Source organism: Nocardiopsis sediminis, from assembly GCF_042650565.1.
GTDB classification, from domain to species: Bacteria; Actinomycetota; Actinomycetes; order Streptosporangiales; family Streptosporangiaceae; genus Nocardiopsis_B; species Nocardiopsis_B sediminis.
On record NZ_JBHSBH010000001.1, the window covers coordinates 19631 to 37256 of the forward strand.

The 17626-nt window shown below is 74.4% G+C and carries 15 protein-coding genes; 9 read left to right on the top strand and 6 right to left on the bottom strand.

What is annotated here, in order from left to right; translation table 11 throughout:
* The first annotated feature begins 12 nt into the window (after positions 1-12).
* Entirely contained in the window at positions 13-798 is a 786-nt protein-coding gene (locus ACFOVU_RS00105) for a nucleotidyltransferase domain-containing protein (RefSeq protein ID WP_378529175.1), read from the top strand.
* A 197-nt stretch (positions 799-995) separates the two neighbouring features.
* On the opposite strand, the gene ACFOVU_RS00110 is transcribed toward ACFOVU_RS00105, so the two are convergent.
* Positions 996-1808, bottom strand: coding sequence for an SAM-dependent methyltransferase (locus ACFOVU_RS00110; protein ID WP_378529176.1), 813 nt, complete (start codon positions 1806-1808; stop codon positions 996-998).
* A 725-nt stretch (positions 1809-2533) separates the two neighbouring features.
* On the opposite strand from ACFOVU_RS00110, the gene erm reads away from it, so the two are divergent.
* From erm to ACFOVU_RS00135, 5 genes are all read left to right on the top strand, one after another.
* Positions 2534-3415: an ErmE/ErmH/ErmO/ErmR family 23S rRNA (adenine(2058)-N(6))-methyltransferase gene (gene erm / locus ACFOVU_RS00115; RefSeq protein WP_378529177.1), complete on the top strand. Its 882-nt coding sequence runs from the start codon at positions 2534-2536 to the stop codon at positions 3413-3415.
* 206 nt (positions 3416-3621) lie between these two features.
* Positions 3622-4248: a GAP family protein gene (locus ACFOVU_RS00120; protein ID WP_378529178.1), complete on the top strand. Its 627-nt coding sequence runs from the start codon at positions 3622-3624 to the stop codon at positions 4246-4248.
* Positions 4249-4575: 327 nt separating this feature from the next.
* Positions 4576-7644 carry a DEAD/DEAH box helicase gene (locus ACFOVU_RS00125; RefSeq protein WP_378529179.1) on the top strand — a complete coding sequence of 1023 codons (3069 nt, stop codon included), beginning with the start codon at positions 4576-4578 and terminating at the stop codon, positions 7642-7644.
* Positions 7641-8498, top strand: coding sequence for an SWIM zinc finger family protein (locus ACFOVU_RS00130; RefSeq protein ID WP_378529180.1), 858 nt, complete (start codon positions 7641-7643; stop codon positions 8496-8498). The genes ACFOVU_RS00125 and ACFOVU_RS00130 overlap by 4 nt, the downstream gene beginning before the upstream one ends.
* 51 nt (positions 8499-8549) lie before the next feature.
* Positions 8550-9401: an SAM-dependent methyltransferase gene (locus ACFOVU_RS00135; protein WP_378529181.1), complete on the top strand. Its 852-nt coding sequence runs from the start codon at positions 8550-8552 to the stop codon at positions 9399-9401.
* A gap of 17 nt (positions 9402-9418) precedes the next feature.
* Here the strand turns inward: ACFOVU_RS00135 and ACFOVU_RS00140 are convergent, their stop codons facing one another.
* Together ACFOVU_RS00140 and ACFOVU_RS00145 are read right to left on the bottom strand one after the other, a co-directional pair.
* Entirely contained in the window at positions 9419-9967 is a 549-nt protein-coding gene (locus tag ACFOVU_RS00140; protein ID WP_378529182.1) for a GNAT family N-acetyltransferase, read from the bottom strand.
* Between the two features lie 121 nt (positions 9968-10088).
* Positions 10089-10292 carry a cold-shock protein gene (locus ACFOVU_RS00145; RefSeq protein WP_067963294.1) on the bottom strand — a complete coding sequence of 68 codons (204 nt, stop codon included), beginning with the start codon at positions 10290-10292 and terminating at the stop codon, positions 10089-10091.
* A 330-nt stretch (positions 10293-10622) separates the two neighbouring features.
* Between ACFOVU_RS00145 and ACFOVU_RS00150 the strand changes: the two genes are divergently transcribed.
* Positions 10623-11324, top strand: coding sequence for a lytic polysaccharide monooxygenase auxiliary activity family 9 protein (locus tag ACFOVU_RS00150; protein WP_378529183.1), 702 nt, complete (start codon positions 10623-10625; stop codon positions 11322-11324).
* A gap of 64 nt (positions 11325-11388) precedes the next feature.
* Here ACFOVU_RS00150 and ACFOVU_RS00155 read toward each other — a convergent pair whose 3' ends face one another.
* Positions 11389-12669 carry an MFS transporter gene (locus tag ACFOVU_RS00155; RefSeq protein ID WP_378529184.1) on the bottom strand — a complete coding sequence of 427 codons (1281 nt, stop codon included), beginning with the start codon at positions 12667-12669 and terminating at the stop codon, positions 11389-11391.
* 69 nt (positions 12670-12738) lie between these two features.
* Between ACFOVU_RS00155 and ACFOVU_RS00160 the strand changes: the two genes are divergently transcribed.
* Positions 12739-13734, top strand: a complete 996-nt coding sequence (locus tag ACFOVU_RS00160; protein ID WP_378529185.1) for a GlxA family transcriptional regulator — start codon at positions 12739-12741, stop codon at positions 13732-13734.
* Positions 13735-13852: 118 nt separating this feature from the next.
* On the opposite strand, the gene ACFOVU_RS00165 is transcribed toward ACFOVU_RS00160, so the two are convergent.
* Positions 13853-14515 carry an HNH endonuclease family protein gene (locus ACFOVU_RS00165; RefSeq protein ID WP_378529186.1) on the bottom strand — a complete coding sequence of 221 codons (663 nt, stop codon included), beginning with the start codon at positions 14513-14515 and terminating at the stop codon, positions 13853-13855.
* Between the two features lie 470 nt (positions 14516-14985).
* On the opposite strand from ACFOVU_RS00165, the gene ACFOVU_RS00170 reads away from it, so the two are divergent.
* Positions 14986-15636, top strand: a complete 651-nt coding sequence (locus tag ACFOVU_RS00170) for a LysE family translocator (RefSeq protein WP_378529187.1) — start codon at positions 14986-14988, stop codon at positions 15634-15636.
* A 61-nt stretch (positions 15637-15697) separates the two neighbouring features.
* On the opposite strand, the gene ACFOVU_RS00175 is transcribed toward ACFOVU_RS00170, so the two are convergent.
* Positions 15698-17443 (bottom strand): fatty acyl-AMP ligase, encoded by a 1746-nt coding sequence (locus ACFOVU_RS00175; RefSeq protein WP_378529188.1) that lies wholly within the window; start codon positions 17441-17443, stop codon positions 15698-15700.
* Positions 17444-17626: the final 183 nt, after the last annotated feature.

A 17626-nucleotide genomic window follows, 5' to 3' on the forward strand; every position in this document is an offset into this window, starting at 1 on the left:
TACCGTTCCACCATGCGGCTCGACGACCAGGCGTTCACCGCCCACGTGACCGATACCCTCGCCCGCCTCAAAGGGGTTCACGCAGTGGCGCTGGGCGGATCCCGCGCCACCGGCACACACACCGCGGACAGCGACTTCGACTTCGCTGTTTACTACCGGCACCGGTTCGACCCCGGCCAGCTCCGCCACCTGGGCTGGGAAGGGGAGGTCTTCGGGATCGGCGAGTGGGGCGGCGGCGTGTTCAACGGCGGAGCCTGGCTCCAGGTCGACGGCCGCCGGGTCGACGTCCACTACCGCGACCTCGACGACGTCGAGTTCCGCCTCGCCGAGGCACAGCGGGGGCGCTTCGACGTCGAACGCCTCGCCTTCCACCTGGCCGGCGTCCCGACCTACATCGTGGTCGCCGAGCTCGCGGTCAACGAGGTCCTGCACGGCGAGCTGCCGCGGCCCCGCTATCCCGGCGCACTGCGCACCGCCGCCCCGGACCGGTGGTGGGGCGAGGCCCGGCTCACGCTCGACTACGCCCGCACCGCCCACGCCCAGCGCGGGCACCTGGCCGACACCGTCGGCGCGATCGCGGTCGCCGCTGCCCAGGCCGCGCACGCCGTGATGGCCGCGCGCGGCACCTGGGTGACCAACGAGAAGCGGCTGCTGGACTCCGCCGGCGTGCGCGGCGTCGACACCATCCTGTCGGGGCTCGACAGCGAACCCGCGACGCTGATGGCGGCGGCCGATGCCGCCGCGGTGCTGCTCGGCGACGCGGTCGCCGCCGCCACGGAGGGCGGAGTCGCCCCCTGACGGCCCGGGCCCGTCGAGACGGCTCCGCCCTCACCTGCTCCCCCCGGCCTCTGGAGCGCCATGTCCGGGGTGCGGGCGTAGTAGTGAGGGCGGCGTAGCCGCTCCATTTTCTGTTTTTCGTGTGTGTTTGCTGTGTAGAAAAAACACAGCCGACACCTGTACTTTGTAGATTTTTGTAGAGGCTCTACAGGGAGCGTTCAGCGCGGCCGGGTGGCGTGCCGGGCGACCAGGATGAGGCAGCCCACCTCGGGCAACTCGTTGGTGACGGCGACGATGCGGCCGGAAGGCGTGTCCGTATCCGCCCGCAGCCCGCTTCGCCGGAAGCGCTCCGCCATGCGGGGCACGGTCGGCTTGGTGTGCTCCGAGGCGTCCACCAGCTCGACCACGTCGAGCCCGGCCGCGCGGGTGAGCCGCCGGTAGTCGGCGAGCGTGGCCCCTCCCCCGTTGAGCACCTCCGCCGACCGGCGCAGCGCCGTGCCCTCCACGTCCTCGGGCACCAGCACATCGGTGAGGACCAGCCGCCCCCCGCGCCGCAGCACGCGTGCCATCTCACGCAAGGCGATGCCCCGGTCCATGTGCAGGATCGACTCGAACGCCAGGACCGCGTCGAAGGAGGCGTCGTCATAGGGCATGCGCATGGCGTCTGCGCACTCGAAGGACACCGCGTGGGCCAGCCCTTCGGCCCGCGCCCGCCGGTTGGCGTCCGCCACCTGCCGTTCGTTGACCGAAATCCCCAGCACGGCGGCGCCGGTCGCCCGGGCCACCCGCAGCGCCGGCTTGCCGATCCCGCACCCGACATCGAGCACACGGTGCCCGGCGGCCACACCGAGCCGCCGGATGAGCACATCGGTGAACCGGTCGGTGGCGCTCTCGACCGTCCGCGGGTCATCGGGGTCGTCCCAGTAACCGAAATGGAAATTGTCGTCCCATGCACGGCTCAACAGCGGTCCGAGCGTGTCGTAGAAGCGGGCGACGCCGCCCGGAATCGACGGCTCATCGTGAAGTTCCACAGGTACCTCGTTATTTCTTGTCGCACGCCGCGTGCGACGCAGAGGGGCGGAAAGAGGCAAGGGAGGAGGCGCCGGCCATGGGGAACACCGACCGTGATGATCTCCGCCCATTCGGACGGATCGGTGAATTCCGACCGCAGGGGAACGTTCGGAATTCAACAGAAATCGCGTCCCAAGAACACTTTATCGAAATCCCTTGGGGCGTAGCCGTTCATCGCGGAAAGCCCGCGCATCCGTCGGCCCGGCGGCCCGGCCGCATGCCGCTGTGCGGCCCCGGGGAAAACCCGTGGCGCACGCCCGCCGCCGTCGGGTACGTTGCCCACCATGTGCGCCATCTGTGCTCTGACCGACCGCCGGGACGCGACCCGGTGGGGGGCGGCGCTCGTCCGCCGTCCGCGCCACCGGGCCGATGCCCTGGACCGGCCGGCCCGAGCCCGCCACTGACCCGCGTCGCGGCCTGATCACCCGATCACCGGCCGCCGCCCGCGGCACCACCGTGCCGCCCGACCGCCTGCGCGCCCACCGCCCGCAGGGGTCCCGACGCGTATCCGGCGCCCTCGCCACCACCGCCCCGTGCGGCGGCCCACCCCGGTCCGGGGTCCAGCCATGTCCACCGAACATCGGACGGGCGGCCCGGACACCTTTCGCATGCCCATGGCCGCAGCGCGGCCACCGCGCCGCCCGTCCCCGTCCGCCGCCCCAAGGCGGCAGGAACGGACAGTGCCATGGGATCCGCCCGACGCGACCGCACCCAGCCCGCCCCGCCCCGCACCGGCGCCCCTGCGCGCCGCACCGCGGACGGCCCCCGCCGCAGCGGCGGCGGCCGGCGCCGCGCCCTTTCGCAGAACTTCCTCACCGACACCGGCCTGGCCCGCGCGCTGGTGCGCACCTCCGGGGTCGGCCCCGGCGACCTGGTGGTCGAGATCGGCGCGGGCGAGGGCATGATCACCCGGTTCCTCGCCCCCGCCTGCCGCAGGGTCATCGCCTACGAGATCGACCCCGTCCTCGCCGCGGGCCTCTCCCGCCGCTTCGGCGCGCACGGGGTCAGCGTCGCCCTCGCCGACATCCGCACCGCGACACCGCCCAACGGGCCCTTCGCCGCCGTCGGCAACATCCCCTACTCCATCACCGCCGACATCGTCGACTGGTGCCTGACCGCCCGCGGCCTGACCTCGGCCACCCTGGTCACCCAGCTCGAATACGCCCGCAAGCGGACCGGCGGCTACGGCCGCTGGAGCCGGCTCACCGTCCGCACCTGGCCCGACTTCTCCTGGGAGATGGGGCGGCGGATCCCACGCGAGCGCTTCCACCCGGTCCCCCGCGTCGACTCCGCCGTCCTGCTGCTGCACCGGCGACGGCGCCCGCTGCTCCCGGCCCACCTGCGCGGCGGCTACCGGCGCCTCGTCGACCTCGGCTTCACCGGCACGGGCGGCTCCCTGCGCGCCTCCCTGCGCACGGCACACGCCACCCACCGGGTCGACGCCGCCCTGGCCGCCGCCGGGGTCGGCCGCACCACGGTGGTCGCCTTCGTCTCCCCCGGCCAGTGGATCACCCTGGCCACCCACCTCCTGGACACAGGCCGCCCCGGCCCCCGCCGCGGCGGATGACCTCGCAGGGCGGGGCGCCGGCCGTCACCGGCGCCCCGCCCTGCCTGGGTCCGGCCCCCGAGCGTGTCGTTACGGAAGCCGCCGACGATGACCTGGAAGATCAGGGTGGACCACATGCACCAGGTGCAGCAGCGGGTCGTCCGGCACAGCGTCCCTCTCCTCCTGCCGGCCCGGGGCACACCGGAGAATCTCGGTGGGGAGAGGGTATGGACGTCAAGATCCTTCCGCTGGCGATCACCATGATGGCGGGGCCGCAGATCATCGCCGCCCTCGTCCTGGTCACGACCAGGCGGGCGGTGCGCGTGTCCCTGGCGTTCCTGGCGGGCGTGGCCGTCGCCACGAGCGCCGGGGTGGCCATCGCCCTGGGCCTCTTCGGGCTCTTCGGCACCGCGGTGCCCTTGGGCAGTCCCGCCAAGGCCGGCTCGGTGGGCAGCCTGATCCAGTTCGCGCTGGTGGCACTGCTCGTCATCGCCGCGATCAGGGCCTTCCTTCACCGCGAGACGGCCAAGCCGCCCGGATGGCTCACGGGGCTCATGGAGGCGGGGCCCGCACATGCGCTCGCGGCCGGGCTGCTGGTGATCCTCGCGATGCCCTCGGACGTCATCGTCATGCTGACGGTGGGAGCGCACCTGGCCCACGGCGCCGAGGAATTCGCGGCCGCGCTCGGGTTCATCGCCGCGACCGTGCTGATAGCGGCCCTGCCCGTGCTCACGTTCCTGGCCGCGGGCCGCCGCGCGAGAGACGCCATGCCCGCCGTCCGGGACTGGCTGACCTCCCACAGCTGGGTGGTCACCATCGCCACGTGCGTCGTCTTCGTGTTCCTCATCCTGTGAGCGCGGCCGGTGCCCGCCCTGGGGAGCGGGTGTTCTCCGGCAGGCGGTGCCGGCCGCTCCCGCCGACCGCATCGCCCCAGGGGCGCTTTGGGGCTCGCCGGAGCGCCGGGAGCACAGTGCCGGCGCGCCCCCACGCGCCCCGGGCGGCGGCACACGCGATCTCGCCTGTGTGAATGGGCTAGCCTCACCTCCGGAGGGGGCCGGAACGCCGGAGGAGCCGCAGGGCCGGCGGGGCGCCGGATCGTGTACCGGCCGAGCCGCCGCGCCCCCGTCCGCCCCCGGGGAGGCCTCCGCCGGGGACGTCCACGACGCCGGAGGGGGCGCGGGTTGCTCGTCGTCCATGGAGCCTGGCGGACCTCGCCCGCGGGCGGGGAGCTGCTGGTGTGGGCGGAGGACTCCACCGCGCCCGCCCGCACCGCCTCGCGGGCGAGGCCCCACCCCCACCCCTATGCCGCACCCGAAGCCCTCCTGCGCGACACCCTGACCGGGCCCATCGGCGGCGCCCACCCCGACCACGGCGCCCCGCTCGCCAAGGCCCGCGCGATCACCTTCGACCTCCTCCTGCCCGGCTCGCCCACCCACCCCCTCCCCTCCCCCGCCCTGGGCCCCGTGCCCGGCGCCCCCGATGTCCGCGCGCCCGCCCTGCACCCCTGGCGCGTGCCCGCGCTCGCGTTCCCCGCCGCACACGCCCCTGCGCTCCTGACCGCCCTGCGCAGCACCCCCGCCGGCGACACCGCCACCGGCCCGGGCCTGCGCCACCTCACCGCCGTGCTCGACTTCGCCGGCCACCTCGCCTCGACCGGCCGGCTGATCCCCCGCCTGGTCGGGCACCCGCCCCGCGCGCTCTGGCGCCCCGTCCTCACCGGCGCCGACGCCGCCCACGCCGCCGAACTCGCCGCCGCCCTGCCCCCTGTCGCGCGCGCCCACACCGACCCCGACCGCGACCCGCCGCAGGCCCTCGCCGCCCACGCCCTCAACGACCTCCTCGACGCCGTCGCCCGCACCCGGCTCGTGGCCCCTTCCCGCGGCCGGTCCCCGCTCGCCGCGGCCCTCACCGCCGCCGGCCCCGCGCTCGCGGCCGACGCCGCCGGCGAGGCCGCCCCCCTGGCCGCCCGGCTGCGCGCCTGGCACCATGACGCCGAACGCCCCCGCACCCGGGCCCGGCTCCTGTTCCGCCTCATCGAGCCCGAGCGCGACACCGCCCCCGGACCCCACGCCGGCGCCGAGACCTGGCGCGTGGAGTTCTGGGTGCAGTCGAGCACCGACCCCAGCCTCCAGCTCCCCCTGGCCGACCTCTGGCTGGGCCACGGCGGCGCCTGGCTGCCCGACGACGTCGAATCCGCCATGCTCGCCGACCTCACCCGCGCCGCCCGCCACTACCCCGCCGTGCGCGGCGCGCTGCGCGAGCTGGCCCCCTCCGGCCTGACCATGGGCACCGGCGGCGCCCACGTCTTCATCCGCGACATCGCACCCCGGCTCGACGCCGCCGGGTTCGCCGTCGTCCTGCCGGAGTGGTCGGGCCGGCCGGCCCTGGGGCTGCGGCTCACCGCCCGCGAACGCCCCGCCGCCACCGGCGGCGGCATCTCCCCCGGCGACCTCGTGGACTTCTCCCTCGACGCCGTCCTCGGCGATACCCCGGTCGACCTCGACGAACTCACCGAGCTCGCCCGCCTCAAACAGCCGCTGGTGCGGCTGCGCGGGCGCTGGGTCGAGGTCGACCCCGCCCACCTGCGGGGCGCCCTGGACTTCCTGCGCCGCCGCGGCCGGGGCGCCATGCGCCGCGAGGAGGCCCTGCGCATGGTCATGGCCCCCGACGCCGGGGCGTTGCCCGTCACCGCCATCGACGCCGACGGCCCGCTGGGCGCCCTGCTCAACGGCGACACCGAGCACCGGGTCGCCCCCATGGCCACCCCGCAGGACTTCAGCGGGGCGCTGCGCCCCTACCAGGAACGGGGGGCGGCCTGGCTGCGCTTCCTCGGCGGACTGGGTCTCGGCGCGATCCTCGCCGACGACATGGGGCTGGGCAAGACCGTGCAGCTGCTCGCCCTGCTCACCGACGAGCGCGGGGCCGGCCCCTCCCCCGGCCCCACCCTGATGGTCTGCCCGGTCTCCCTGGTCGGCAACTGGCAGCGCGAGGCCGCCCGCTTCGCCCCGGACCTGCGCGTGCACGTCCACCACGGCCCCCAGCGCCTGCGCGGCAACGACCTCGCCCGCGCCGCCGGCGGCAGCGACCTGCTCATCACCACCTACGGCGTGGTGCTGCGCGATCGTGCGGAACTGGCGGCGCTGCCCTGGCACCGGGTCGTCTGCGACGAGGCCCAGGCCGTCAAGAACAGCGGAACCCGCCAGGCGCAGGCCGTGCGCGAGCTGCCCGCCGGCTCGCGCATCGCCCTCACCGGCACCCCGGTGGAGAACAACCTCGGCGAACTCTGGTCGATCATGGAGTTCGCCAACCCCGGCCTGCTGGGCTCCCAGGCCGCCTTCCGCGCCGCCGTCGCCGACCGCGTCGAGCGATCGGTCCAGGGGCGCAGCGGGGACGATCAGGGGCCCGCCGGCGGCGACGACGGCACGGCCCTGCTCAAGCGCCTCACAGGCCCCTTCATCCTGCGCCGCCTCAAGACCGACCGCTCGATCATCGGCGACCTGCCCGAAAAGCACGAGATCCGCACCTGGTGCACGCTCACCCCCGAGCAGGCGAGCCTCTACAAGGCCACCGTCGACGACATGACCGAGCGCATCGACGACGCCGACGGCATCCAGCGCAAGGGGCTGGTGCTGGCGACCATGGCCCGGCTCAAGCAGATCTGCAACCACCCCGCCCAGTTCCTCGCCGACGGCTCCCCCCTGGCCGGGCGCTCGGGCAAGCTCGACCGGGTCGAGGTGCTGCTGGAGGAGGCCATGGCAGAAGGCGACAAGGCCCTCTGCTTCACCCAGTACACCGCCCTGGGCGACCGGATCGCCCCCTACCTGGCGGCGCGGCTGGACCGCGAGGTGCTGTGGCTGCACGGCGGCACGCCGCGCGCCCGGCGCGAGGAGATGATGCGCCGCTTCCAGGAGTCCGCCGAACCCGCCGTGTTCCTGCTCTCCCTCAAGGCCGCCGGCACCGGGCTCAACCTCACCGCCGCCAACCACGTCGTCCACTTCGACCGGTGGTGGAACCCGGCCGTGGAGGACCAGGCCACCGACCGCGCCTTCCGCATCGGCCAGCGGCGCGACGTCCAGGTCCGCAAACTCATCTGCGTGGGCACCCTGGAGGAACGGGTGGACGACATGATCCAGCGCAAGAAGGCCCTCGCCGAAAGCGTCGTGGGCACCGGCGAGGACTGGCTGACCGAACTGTCCACCGAGGACCTGCGCGACGTCATCCGCCTGGCCCCCGAGGCGGTCACCCGGTGAGCGCCGCACCGGAGGGCCCCCGCGGGGGCCGCACCTGGTGGTCGCGCCGGTTCATCGAGGCGCTGGAATCCGGCACCGAGGCGGGGCGGCTCCAGCGCGGCCGCGGCTACGCCGGCCAGGGGGCGGTGCAGTCCCTCACCGTCCGCGCCGGCGAGGTCACCGCCCGGGTCCAGGGGTCGCGTGCCCGCCCCTACCGGGTCAGCCTCATCGTGCCCGTCCTCGACGACGACCAGTGGGCCACCGTCACCGCCGCACTCGCCGGCCAGCCGCTGTTCCGCGCCCACCTGCTCGCCGGAGAACTGCCGCCCGAGGTCGAGCGCGTCTTCGAGGTCCTGGGCCTGCGGCTGTTCCCGGCCGGGCTCGGCGACACCGTCCTCACCTGCTCCTGCCCCGACTGGGGGCACCCCTGCAAACACGTGGCCGCGGCCCTCTACGTCCTCGCCGACTCCCTCGACGACGACCCGTTCCTGCTCCTGGCGTGGCTGGGCCGCGAACGGGGCGCGTTCCTGTCGGAGCTGCGCCGCCGCTCCCGCAGCGCACCGGAGGACCCCTCGGACGAGGGCGGCGACGCCTTCGGCGACCTCCCGCCGCCCGCGGGCGCCGCGCCCGCGCCCCTGCCGGTGACCCCCGAGGGGTTCTGGTCGTCCTCCGCGCCGCCCCGGTCCGTTCCGGCGACGCGTCCGGAGCCGGTGGTGTGGGCGGTGGACCCGCCGGAGGGTTCCGCGGGTCTGGTCGGCGACCTCGCGCCGCTGTACGAGCGGCTGAGTGGCGGCGGTCCGGCCGGTGGCCCCATGGGATCGATTCCGGCAGACTTTATTGAGAAATCACCTATCGAACCGGACTCGGCTGGCTAGGATGCGCAGCATCCGCACGATCTTCGATGCCGCGCAAGGTGGGCGTTTCCCATGGCAGACCGCGAGCCCCCCGGCCGCTTTCCCCCCGACATCGACCTGAGCGTCCCCAGTGTCGCCCGGATGTACGACTACATCCTCAAGGGCAAGGACAACTTCGAGGTCGACCGGGCCGCGGTCGACGCGATGCTCGAACGTGTCCCCGAGATGTTCCGGTTCAGCTACGACAGCCGCGCGTTCCTGACCCGCGCCGTCGAGACCGTCGCGGCCCAGGGCCTGGACCAGTTCCTCGACCTCGGCGCGGGGCTGCCGACCAACGAGAACACCCACCAGGTGGCGCGCCGGGTGCGCCCCGGAGCGCGGACCGTCTACGTCGACAACGACCCGATCGTCCTCGCCCACGGCCGGGCGATCCTCGCCGACAACCCCGGAACCGCGTTCGTGCTCGCCGACATCCGCGACACCGACCGCCTCGTGTCACGGGTCGCCGCCACCCAGCTCATCGACCTCGACCGCCCGGTGTGCCTGATGCTGGTGTCGCTGTTGCAGTGCGTCCCCGACGCCCACGACCCCTTCGGCCTGCTGCGGCGGCTCCTCGAGCGGCTGGCGCCCGGGTCGGCGCTCATCTACTCGCACATGGTCTCCGACGACCCCGCCACACGGACGTGGCTGACCGAGAAGGTGCTCTCCCTGGGGACCGCCTGGGGCCGGGTCCGCACCCCCGAGGAGGCCGGGGCGGCCTTCACCGGCCTGGACCTGGTGGATCCGGACCTCGGCGCTGGGGGCGGGCCACCGCGGCCCGTCGACTGCGCCACCTGGCGCACGCCCGGCGAGCCGCCCGCCGACCGACCCCGCGGCCCCGCACAGCGGGTCTGGGAGACCGCGGGCGTGGCCTTCACGTTCTGAGCGCCGCCGCCGGGGGGTCAGGGGGCGGCGCGGCCGAGTTCGGCGGGGCGGATGCGGAAGACCTGGAGCCGGTTGTCGTAGTACTTCTCGGTCTCGCCGACCCACTCCATGCCGATGCGGCGGGCGGTGGCGATGGCGCGGGTGTTCTTCGGCCGCGCCACGGCGAACAGCTCCTCGATGCCCTGGTCGAAGGCCCACGCGCTGATCCGGCGACCCGCCTCGGTGGCGTAGCCGTTGCCCCAGGCATCGGGGCGCAGCTGCCAGCTCAGCTCGAAGTCCTCCTCATAGGGCGGCAGCTGCCGCAGCGACAGGCCGCCCACCAGGAGGCCGTCCTCGCGGCGGACGATGGCCCACCGGCCTGCGGGCGGGACCAGGTTGGGCTGGGCCTCGACCCAGGCGTGCAGGACCGACCGCATCGCCTCGACGTCGTTGACCGTGCGCATCTCGGGGGTCAGCCAGCGGGCGACCTCTTCGGCGCCGTACACCGAGAGGGCCGCAGGGGCGTCGGAGAGGTCCCAGTCGCGGATGATGAGCCGGTCGGTGCGCAACTCCGGGGTCGAGGTCATATCCGGCATGCTAACCAAGATCGCCGGATTGGACCCTCAAGACTCGGCAACGACGCACACGAGCGGGGGCCGCCCGGTCGCCCGGACGGCCCCCGCCGATATGGCTGTGAAGGTCTAAGGCTTAGAGGCCCTGGACGTTCTCGGCCTGCGGGCCCTTGGGGCCCTGCGTGATGTCGAACTCGACGCGCTGGTTCTCTTCCAGGTTACGGAAGCCAGAGCCGGCGATGTTGCTGTAGTGCACGAAAACGTCGGGGCCCCCGGCGTCCTGCTGGATGAAGCCGAAGCCCTTTTCGCCGTTGAACCACTTGACGGTTCCCTGCGCCATGCGCGATCTCCCCATTCCGAAGATCAAGTCCGGACCCGCACCCTGCGGTGTCCGTGGGTGCTGCGAACCTTCTCGGAACAGAAATGCCCGCTGGTCAAAAACTCCGCGGGCGATCACATGGGATCAGGCGAAATCAAGACTATGCAACCCACCTGTGACGTTAGCACAGTCGGCCGGGCTTGATCATGTGCCGCACGTCACACCTTCCGCGGGGGTCCCGCCGCGGTAGGGAAACCTGTCTTGCCGGCGGACCGGGGGCGGCCTACGATCAGGGGCACGAGGCCGCGAGATCGAGAACCCCCATTCTCCCCTGATCTCGACGAGGTGCCGATGTCCTCTGCCCGAAGCCTCCGATCCCCCTTCCGCCGCGTCTCCGTGGTGGCCTCGGCCGTCCTCATCCTGCTGTCGGTGTTCCTCGTGGGCAACGCCGCCGCCCACGGCTCCACCATCGACCCGCCCTCCCGCAACTACGGCTGCTGGCAGCGCTGGGGCGGCGACTTCCAGAACCCCGACATGGCCACCGAGGACCCCATGTGCTGGCAGGCCTTCCAGGCCGACCCCCAGGCCATGTGGAACTGGAACGGCCTCTACCGCGAACAGGTCGGCGGCGACCACGAAGGCGCCCTGCCCGACGGCACACTGTGCAGCGGCGGCCGCACCGCGTCCGGGCGCTACGACGCCATGGACACCCCCGGCGCCTGGCAGACCACCGATGTCGCCAACGACTTCACCGTGACCGTGCACGACCAGGCGCTGCACGGCGCCGACTACTACCGCGTCTACGTCACCCGGCAGGGCTTCGACCCCACCACCGACCGGCTGGGCTGGGGCGACCTGGAACTCGCCGGCGAGACCGGCGTCATCGCCCCCGGCGAGGGCGCGCCCAGCACCGAGCCCGACCTCAACGGCGTCTCGGTGGAGATCGACGTCTCCGCACCGGGCCGCACCGGCCACCACATCGTGTTCATGATCTGGCAGGCCAGCCACTTCGACCAGACCTTCTACGGGTGCAGCGACGTCAACTTCGTCTGACCCCGCCCCGCACCCTTCCGGAGCGCCCCCGAACGGGGGCGCTCCCCCGGCTCCGCACCTCCCGTCAGGCGCGGCGACGGATGGCCAGGGACATCGCCGCGGCAACCGCGCACAGCGCGCCCGCGCCGTACCACGCCGGGTCGTAGGCGCCGAAGTGGTCGCGGACGAGCCCGGCCAGCAGCGCCACGACGCCGGCACCGACCTGGTGCGACGCCAGCACCCACCCGAACACGATCGCGCCGTCCTCGCCGAAGTGCTCGCGACACAGGGCGATCGTCGGCGGCACCGTCGCCACCCAGTCCAGCCCGTAGAACACGATGAAGAACAACATGGGCGGGTGCACGGTGTCGGCGAAGAGCAACGGCAGCAGCAGGAGCGACACGCCGCGCAGCGCGTAGTAGGCGCCCAAGAGCACCCGCGGGTCGAAGCGGTCGGTGAGCCAGCCCGAGGCGACGGTGCCGATGAGGTCGAACACCCCGATCACCGCGAGCAGGCCCGCGGCCATGGTGGTGGGCATGCCGTGGTCGTGGGCCGCGGGGACGAAATGGGTGGCGACCAGCCCGTTGGTGGAGGCGCCGCAGATCGCGAAGGCCCCGGCGAGCAGCCAGAAGGGCCGGGTGCGGGCGGCGGCGAACAGCGAGGTGAGCGCGCGCAGGGCCGCCCCGGACTGCGGGGCGGCGGGGGCGGGGCCCTCCGCCCCGTAGGCGGTGAGGCCGACGTCCTCGGGGCGGTCGCGCAGCAGCCAGACCACCAGGGGCACGACCGCAAGGGCGACGGCGGCGACGGTGAGGGAGGCGGTGCGCCACCCGCGGTCCTCGATCACCACGGCCAGCAGCGGCAGGAACAGCAGCTGGCCGGTGGCGGTCCCGGCGGTGAGGACGCCGGTGACCAGGCCGCGGCGCTTGACGAACCACCGGCCGGTGACGGTCGCGACGAACGCCAGGGCCATCGATCCGGTGCCCAGCCCCACCAGCACCCCCCATAGGAGCACCAGCTGCCAGCTCGCCGTCATGAACACGGTCAGCCCGCTGCCGGCCGAGACCAGCAGCAGCGCGGCGGCGACCACCCGGCGCATGCCGAAGCGCTCCATCAGCGCCGCCGCGAAGGGCGAGGTGAGCCCGTAGAGCACGATGTTGACGGAGATGGCGGCGGAGATCGTCGCGCGCGACCAGCCGAACTCCTCGTGGAGGGGTTCGATCATGACGCCGGGGGTGGCGCGGAAGGCCGCGGCGCCGACCAGGGCCGTGAAGGCGACGGCGGCGACCCACCAGGCGCGGTGGATGCGCGGGGGCCGGGAGCGGGGGGTGTGCGGGCGGACGGGGTCGTCGGAGGAGGTCTGGGTCACCCGATCATCCTGGGCCGGGGCCCGGGGGCGGCGAGTGGCCCGGAGGCCAACATGTGCAAATATCGGGCCATGGTGCATCGTGTGGCGGTCTTCGTGATGAACGGGGTGATCCCGTTCGAGCTCGGCATCCCGGCGCGGATCTTCGGTGTCGCCCGCGGCTCCGACGGACGCCGGCTCTATGAGGTGCGGACCTGCGCCGCCCTGCCGGGCCCGGTGCGGACCGACAGCGACTTCGCGGTGGAGGTCCCCCACGGCCCTGAGGCGCTGGCGGAGGCCGACACCGTGGTCGTGCCCGCCTCCCACGAGCTGGGCACCGCCTACACCGAGGGACGGCTGGCCCCTGAGGCGGCCGCGGCGTTCGCCCGGATCCGGCCGGGCACGCGGACCGTCTCGATCTGCACCGGGTCCTACGTGCTGGCGGCGGCGGGGCTGCTGGACGGCCGCCCGGCGACCACGCACTGGCGCAACGCCGAGCATTTCCAGCGGCTGTTCCCCCGGGTCGCGGTGGACCCCGACGTGCTGTTCATCGACGACGGCGACGTGCTGACCTCGGCCGGTGTGGCGGCCGGGATCGACCTGTGCCTGCACATCGTGCGCCGCGACCACGGCACGGCGGTCGCCAACCGGGTCGCGCGGCGGTGCGTGGTCCCGCCGTGGCGCGACGGCGGCCAGTCGCAGTACATCGACACCCCGGTCCCCGAGCCGGCCGTGACCACGACCGCGGCGGCGCGGGCGTGGGCGCTGTCGCATCTGGACGCGCCGTTGACCCTGCGGGAGATGGCCGGCCGGGAGGCGATGAGCGTGCGCACCTTCACCCGCCGCTTCCGCGCGGAGATGGGGGTGAGCCCCGGGCGCTGGCTGACCCGGCAGCGGATCGACCGGGCCCGGCAGCTGCTGGAGGACACCGACCTGCCCGTCGACGAGATCGCGCGCCGCTGCGGCTTCGGCACCGCCGCCTCGATGCGCCACCACCTGCAATCGGGGCTCGGTGTGTCCCCCAGCGCCTACCGCCGCACCTTCCGCGCCGCCCGCCCGGTGGGGGCCGCTGCGGCCCCCACCGGCTGATCGCGCAGCGGGTCCTCCCCGCCCGTACGGCACCCCGGTCCGCGGGGTGGGCGACGGGGGAGCCGGCCGTGGCGACGGGCCGGGAGGATCATCGCCACGGCCGGGGATCAGGCACCGGTCAGGCCGCGGGGGCCTCGGTGACGTCGACGACGGTGCCGGCGTCGCAGTCGGCGGCGATCGTCGTGAGGGCGTCCTGCTCGGCGGGGTCGGCGGCCAGGCCCCAGCGCAGCTTCACCGCGACCCACTCGCTGATGTAGCGGCAGTGGACCTCGGCCGACGGCGGCAGCCATGTGGCCGGGTCCTGGTCGGCCTTGGACCGGTTGGCGGCGGCGGTGACGGCGACCAGGGAGCGCGGGTCGCCCAGGTCGTTGGCGTAGTCGCGGCGCCGGTCGGCGTCCCAGGCCGATGCGCCGCTGTCCCAGGCCTCGGCGAGGGGGACCATGTGGTCGATGTCGAGCCGGCGCGGGTCCGAGTGGGTGACGCCGTCGTAGTAGGAGGTCCACTCCCCTCCCTGCAACTGGCAGCGCGCGTCGACGACCGGGGCGGTCACGGCCTCCTCGATCAGCACCTCATAGCGGGTGTTGCACCCGTCACTGTCGGTGTCCACCCAGTGCCGGAAGGCGTTGCGCTCGTAGCCGGTGCGGTCCTCCTCCGCGGTCGTCAGCGAGGCGACCGCGTCGGTCAGGGGCAGGGTGAGGGTTTCGGCCTGGGCGGCGGCGGGGGTGAGCACCACAGCGGCGGCGAGGGTACCGGCGGCGACGACGGTCGAGAGACGCTTCACACGTGCTCCATTCGGCTCGACTGATTCGGCGAGCCGAATCGTGTCCGCGCGCCTACTCAGCGAAACCGCTCCCCGTTGTCATCGCCGCCGTGACCGGGCGGGAAGGCGGGGCAGAGGCGCCGATAGCGGGGCATGGCGCCCCCGCTGCCGGCGGCGGACCCCGGGATTCGGCCGCGCATCCACTGCCGTTCCCGCCGGGAAGGAATTCCCGCGGCGGACGCCGCCCGGAGCGACGGCCCGCGATTTGACGTCGGCAGGCCGGAGACCTCGCGTCTCCGTCGGCGGCCCGGTCCGGCCGTCCGGCGTTCCCCCGTGCCGGTGACCGGCGGTGATACCCCCGGGTCCGCGGTCCGCGGCGGGGCCGGGGCGCGGTCGGCCCGGGGTGGTCGGCCCGTCCGGCCCCCGCCGTCCCCAACCGCCCGTTGTCGCGTTCCCGATGCAGGACCGGGGGCGGCGGCTAGCATGGCCTCATGTCGGGCGTCGAGTGGCTCTCGTTCGTGGCCGCCGCTGCCGTGGTGGCCGTCTCCCCCGGTGCCAATCAGCTCCTCGCCCTGCACAACGCCCTGCGGCACGGCGCCGCCCACGCCGTCGTCGCCCTCGCCGGCCGGTTCACGGCGTTCCTGGTGCTGCTCGCCGCCACCGTCGCGGGCCTCGGCGCCCTTCTCCTGGCATCGGAGGCCGCGTTCACCGCGGTGAAGTGGTGCGGGGTCGCCTACCTGCTGTATCTGGGCGCACGGTTGCTCTGGCGCAGCCGGGCCCCCGCCACCGACGGGCCGGGCGGCCCCGATGGCTCGGCGTCGCCGCCCGGCCCCGCCCCGAGCCGGTGGGACCTCACGCGCGGGGAGTTCCTGGTCGCGTTGTCCAACCCCAAGGCGATGCTGCTGTTCGCGGCCTTCCTCCCGCAGTTCACCGACCGTGCGGCGGGCGCGGTCCCCGGCCAGCTCGCGGTCCTGGGCGCCGCCTACATCGGGGTCGAGGCCCTCGCGGCGCTCGGCTACGCGGGGGTCGGCGGGCGCCTGTCGCGGTCCGGCCTCTCCGCCGGCGCCCGGCGGCTCGCCGACCGCGCCGCCGGGACCGCGTTCCTCGCCCTGGCCGCCTCGCTGGCCACCGCGCGCCGATGAGCGCGTCCCCGCCCGCCCCGCCGGGCGACCGGCCGCTCCGGCGGACGGGGACGCGCCAGGGTCAGCGCCGGTACTCCCCCGCCAGGTAGCGCTCCCGGCACAGCGACCGCTGGAGCTTGCCGCTGGAGGTCTTGGGCAGGGTCGCCTTGGGGACCAGGACGAAGTCGTGCACCGTGACACCGTGGTGCTCGGCCACGGCCCGGCGGGCGGCGGCGCGCACGCGTTCGGCGTCGTCGCCCTCCAGTGCGGTGCCCGGAGCGCGCTCGGCGACGACCACGAGCCGCTCCCGGCCCCCGGCGTCCACCGGAACGGCGGCGATGTGCCCGCGCCGCAGCCCCTGTGTGGCGTTCTCCACGCACACCTCGACATCGGCCGGGTGGTGGTTGCGGCCGTCGATGATGATGACGTCCTTGATACGGCCGACCACGAACAGGTCACCGCCGTCGGTGAACCCGAGGTCACCGGTGCGCAGCCAGTCCTGCTCGGGCGCGCCGACGAGGCCGGCCCCGAAGGCGTCGGCCGCGGCGGCGTGCTCCCCGTGGTAGCCGGCCGCGATCACGGGCCCGCGCACCCAGATCTCGCCGACGTGACGGTCGGCCAGCTCGATGCACGTCTCGGGGTCGACGATCGCGATGTCCTCCCCCCAGGCGATACCGCAGGAGACGACCCCCCGGGCCTCGCCGGGCGCGTCGGCCGGCGCCGGAACGGCCTGCCCCTTGGCCAGTTCGCGGCGGTCGCAGGAGAAGACCCGCGGTTCCTGCCCGGGCGGGGTGGCGGTGACCATGATGGTCGCCTCGGCGAGCCCGTAGGAGGGGGCGTGGGCGCCGGGGCGGAACCCCAGGGGCGCGAACGCCTCGGTGAACCGGCGCAGGCTCTGCTCCCGGACGGGTTCACTCCCGTTGACCAGGGCGGTCACCGACCCCAGGTCGAGTCCGGCGCGGTCGCTCTCCGGTGCCCGCTCCAGGGCGTCGGCGCACATGCCCAGCGCGAAGTCGGGACCCGGCACGAAGGTCGCGCGGTGCCGCGAGACCAGCCGCGGCCAGCGCAACGGGTGCTGGACGAAGGCCATGGGGTCGAGGGCGACGACGTGCGCGCCCACGGCCAGCGGGATGGTGACGGCGCTGGCCAGGCCGAAGTCGTGGAAGAACGGCAGCCACGTGGCCGACACCGACGTGTCGTCGACCCGGAAGGCGGCCGAGCACTGGTCGGCGGTGTGGGCGAGGTTGGCGTGGGTGACCCGGACGCCGCGCGGCCGGGCGGTGGAGCCGGAGGTGTACTGGAGGTAGGCCAGGGTGTCGCCGGGCGGGTCCTCGGGCTCCCACGATCCGGCGTCCCCCCGGCCCATCGTGGTCACGTCCAGCACGGGCCGGGCCTCCGCCAGGCCGGCGTCGTGCAGGTAGCCCGCGATCGCCCCGGCCAGCGCCCCGTCGGCGAGCACGGCGGCCGGGCCGGCGTCGGCCAGCAGCGCGTTCAGGCGGTCGTTGGGCCGGAAGGGGTGCGGGGGGTGCAGGGGGACGGCGCACACGCCCGCGAAGAGGCAGCCGAGGAATGCGGCGACGTAGCCGTGGCCCTGGGTGCACATGATGGCGACCACCTCGCCGGGTGCGCAGGCGGCGCGCAGGGCGACGGCGACCTCGCGGGCACGCAGGTCGGTCTCGACGTAGGTCCAGGTGGTCTCGTGTCCGGCGGGGTCCGCTGCGAAGTCCGCGAACGTCATGGCCGGGGCGTCTGGGCGCCTGTTGACGTGCCCGCGGAACCGCGTGATGAGCTGCGGTGGAGTCGGGTGGGCCGGCATGCCGGTGGTCATCCTTTCGTGGCTGTCCGGCGCCGCGGCGTGTGGGCACGCGCGCGGAACCGGGGCGGTCGCTGTCGCTACGGGGGCGGCCGGGCGTGAGAGGGCCCGGAGTCGTCGGCCCGGCGCGGGAGGGGATCCGGCTCGGGCGGTGCAGGCGGGCGGCGCCGGAGAGGGGAGGGGTGCCGGTAGGGGTCC

Coding starts and splice junctions, on each gene's coding strand:
- ACFOVU_RS00105 (WP_378529175.1), top strand. CDS start 13: ATGCGGCTCGACGACCAGGCGTTCACCGCCCACGTGACCGATACCCTC.
- ACFOVU_RS00145 (WP_067963294.1), bottom strand. CDS start 10,292: ATGGCGCAGGGAACCGTCAAGTGGTTCAACGGCGAAAAGGGCTTCGGC.
- ACFOVU_RS00160 (WP_378529185.1), top strand. CDS start 12,739: ATGGTGCATCGTGTGGCGGTCTTCGTGATGAACGGGGTGATCCCGTTC.
- ACFOVU_RS00150 (WP_378529183.1), top strand. CDS start 10,623: ATGTCCTCTGCCCGAAGCCTCCGATCCCCCTTCCGCCGCGTCTCCGTG.
- ACFOVU_RS00175 (WP_378529188.1), bottom strand. CDS start 17,443: ATGACCACCGGCATGCCGGCCCACCCGACTCCACCGCAGCTCATCACG.
- ACFOVU_RS00120 (WP_378529178.1), top strand. CDS start 3,622: ATGGACGTCAAGATCCTTCCGCTGGCGATCACCATGATGGCGGGGCCG.
- ACFOVU_RS00170 (WP_378529187.1), top strand. CDS start 14,986: ATGTCGGGCGTCGAGTGGCTCTCGTTCGTGGCCGCCGCTGCCGTGGTG.
- erm (WP_378529177.1), top strand. CDS start 2,534: ATGGGATCCGCCCGACGCGACCGCACCCAGCCCGCCCCGCCCCGCACC.
- ACFOVU_RS00135 (WP_378529181.1), top strand. CDS start 8,550: ATGGCAGACCGCGAGCCCCCCGGCCGCTTTCCCCCCGACATCGACCTG.
- ACFOVU_RS00140 (WP_378529182.1), bottom strand. CDS start 9,967: ATGACCTCGACCCCGGAGTTGCGCACCGACCGGCTCATCATCCGCGAC.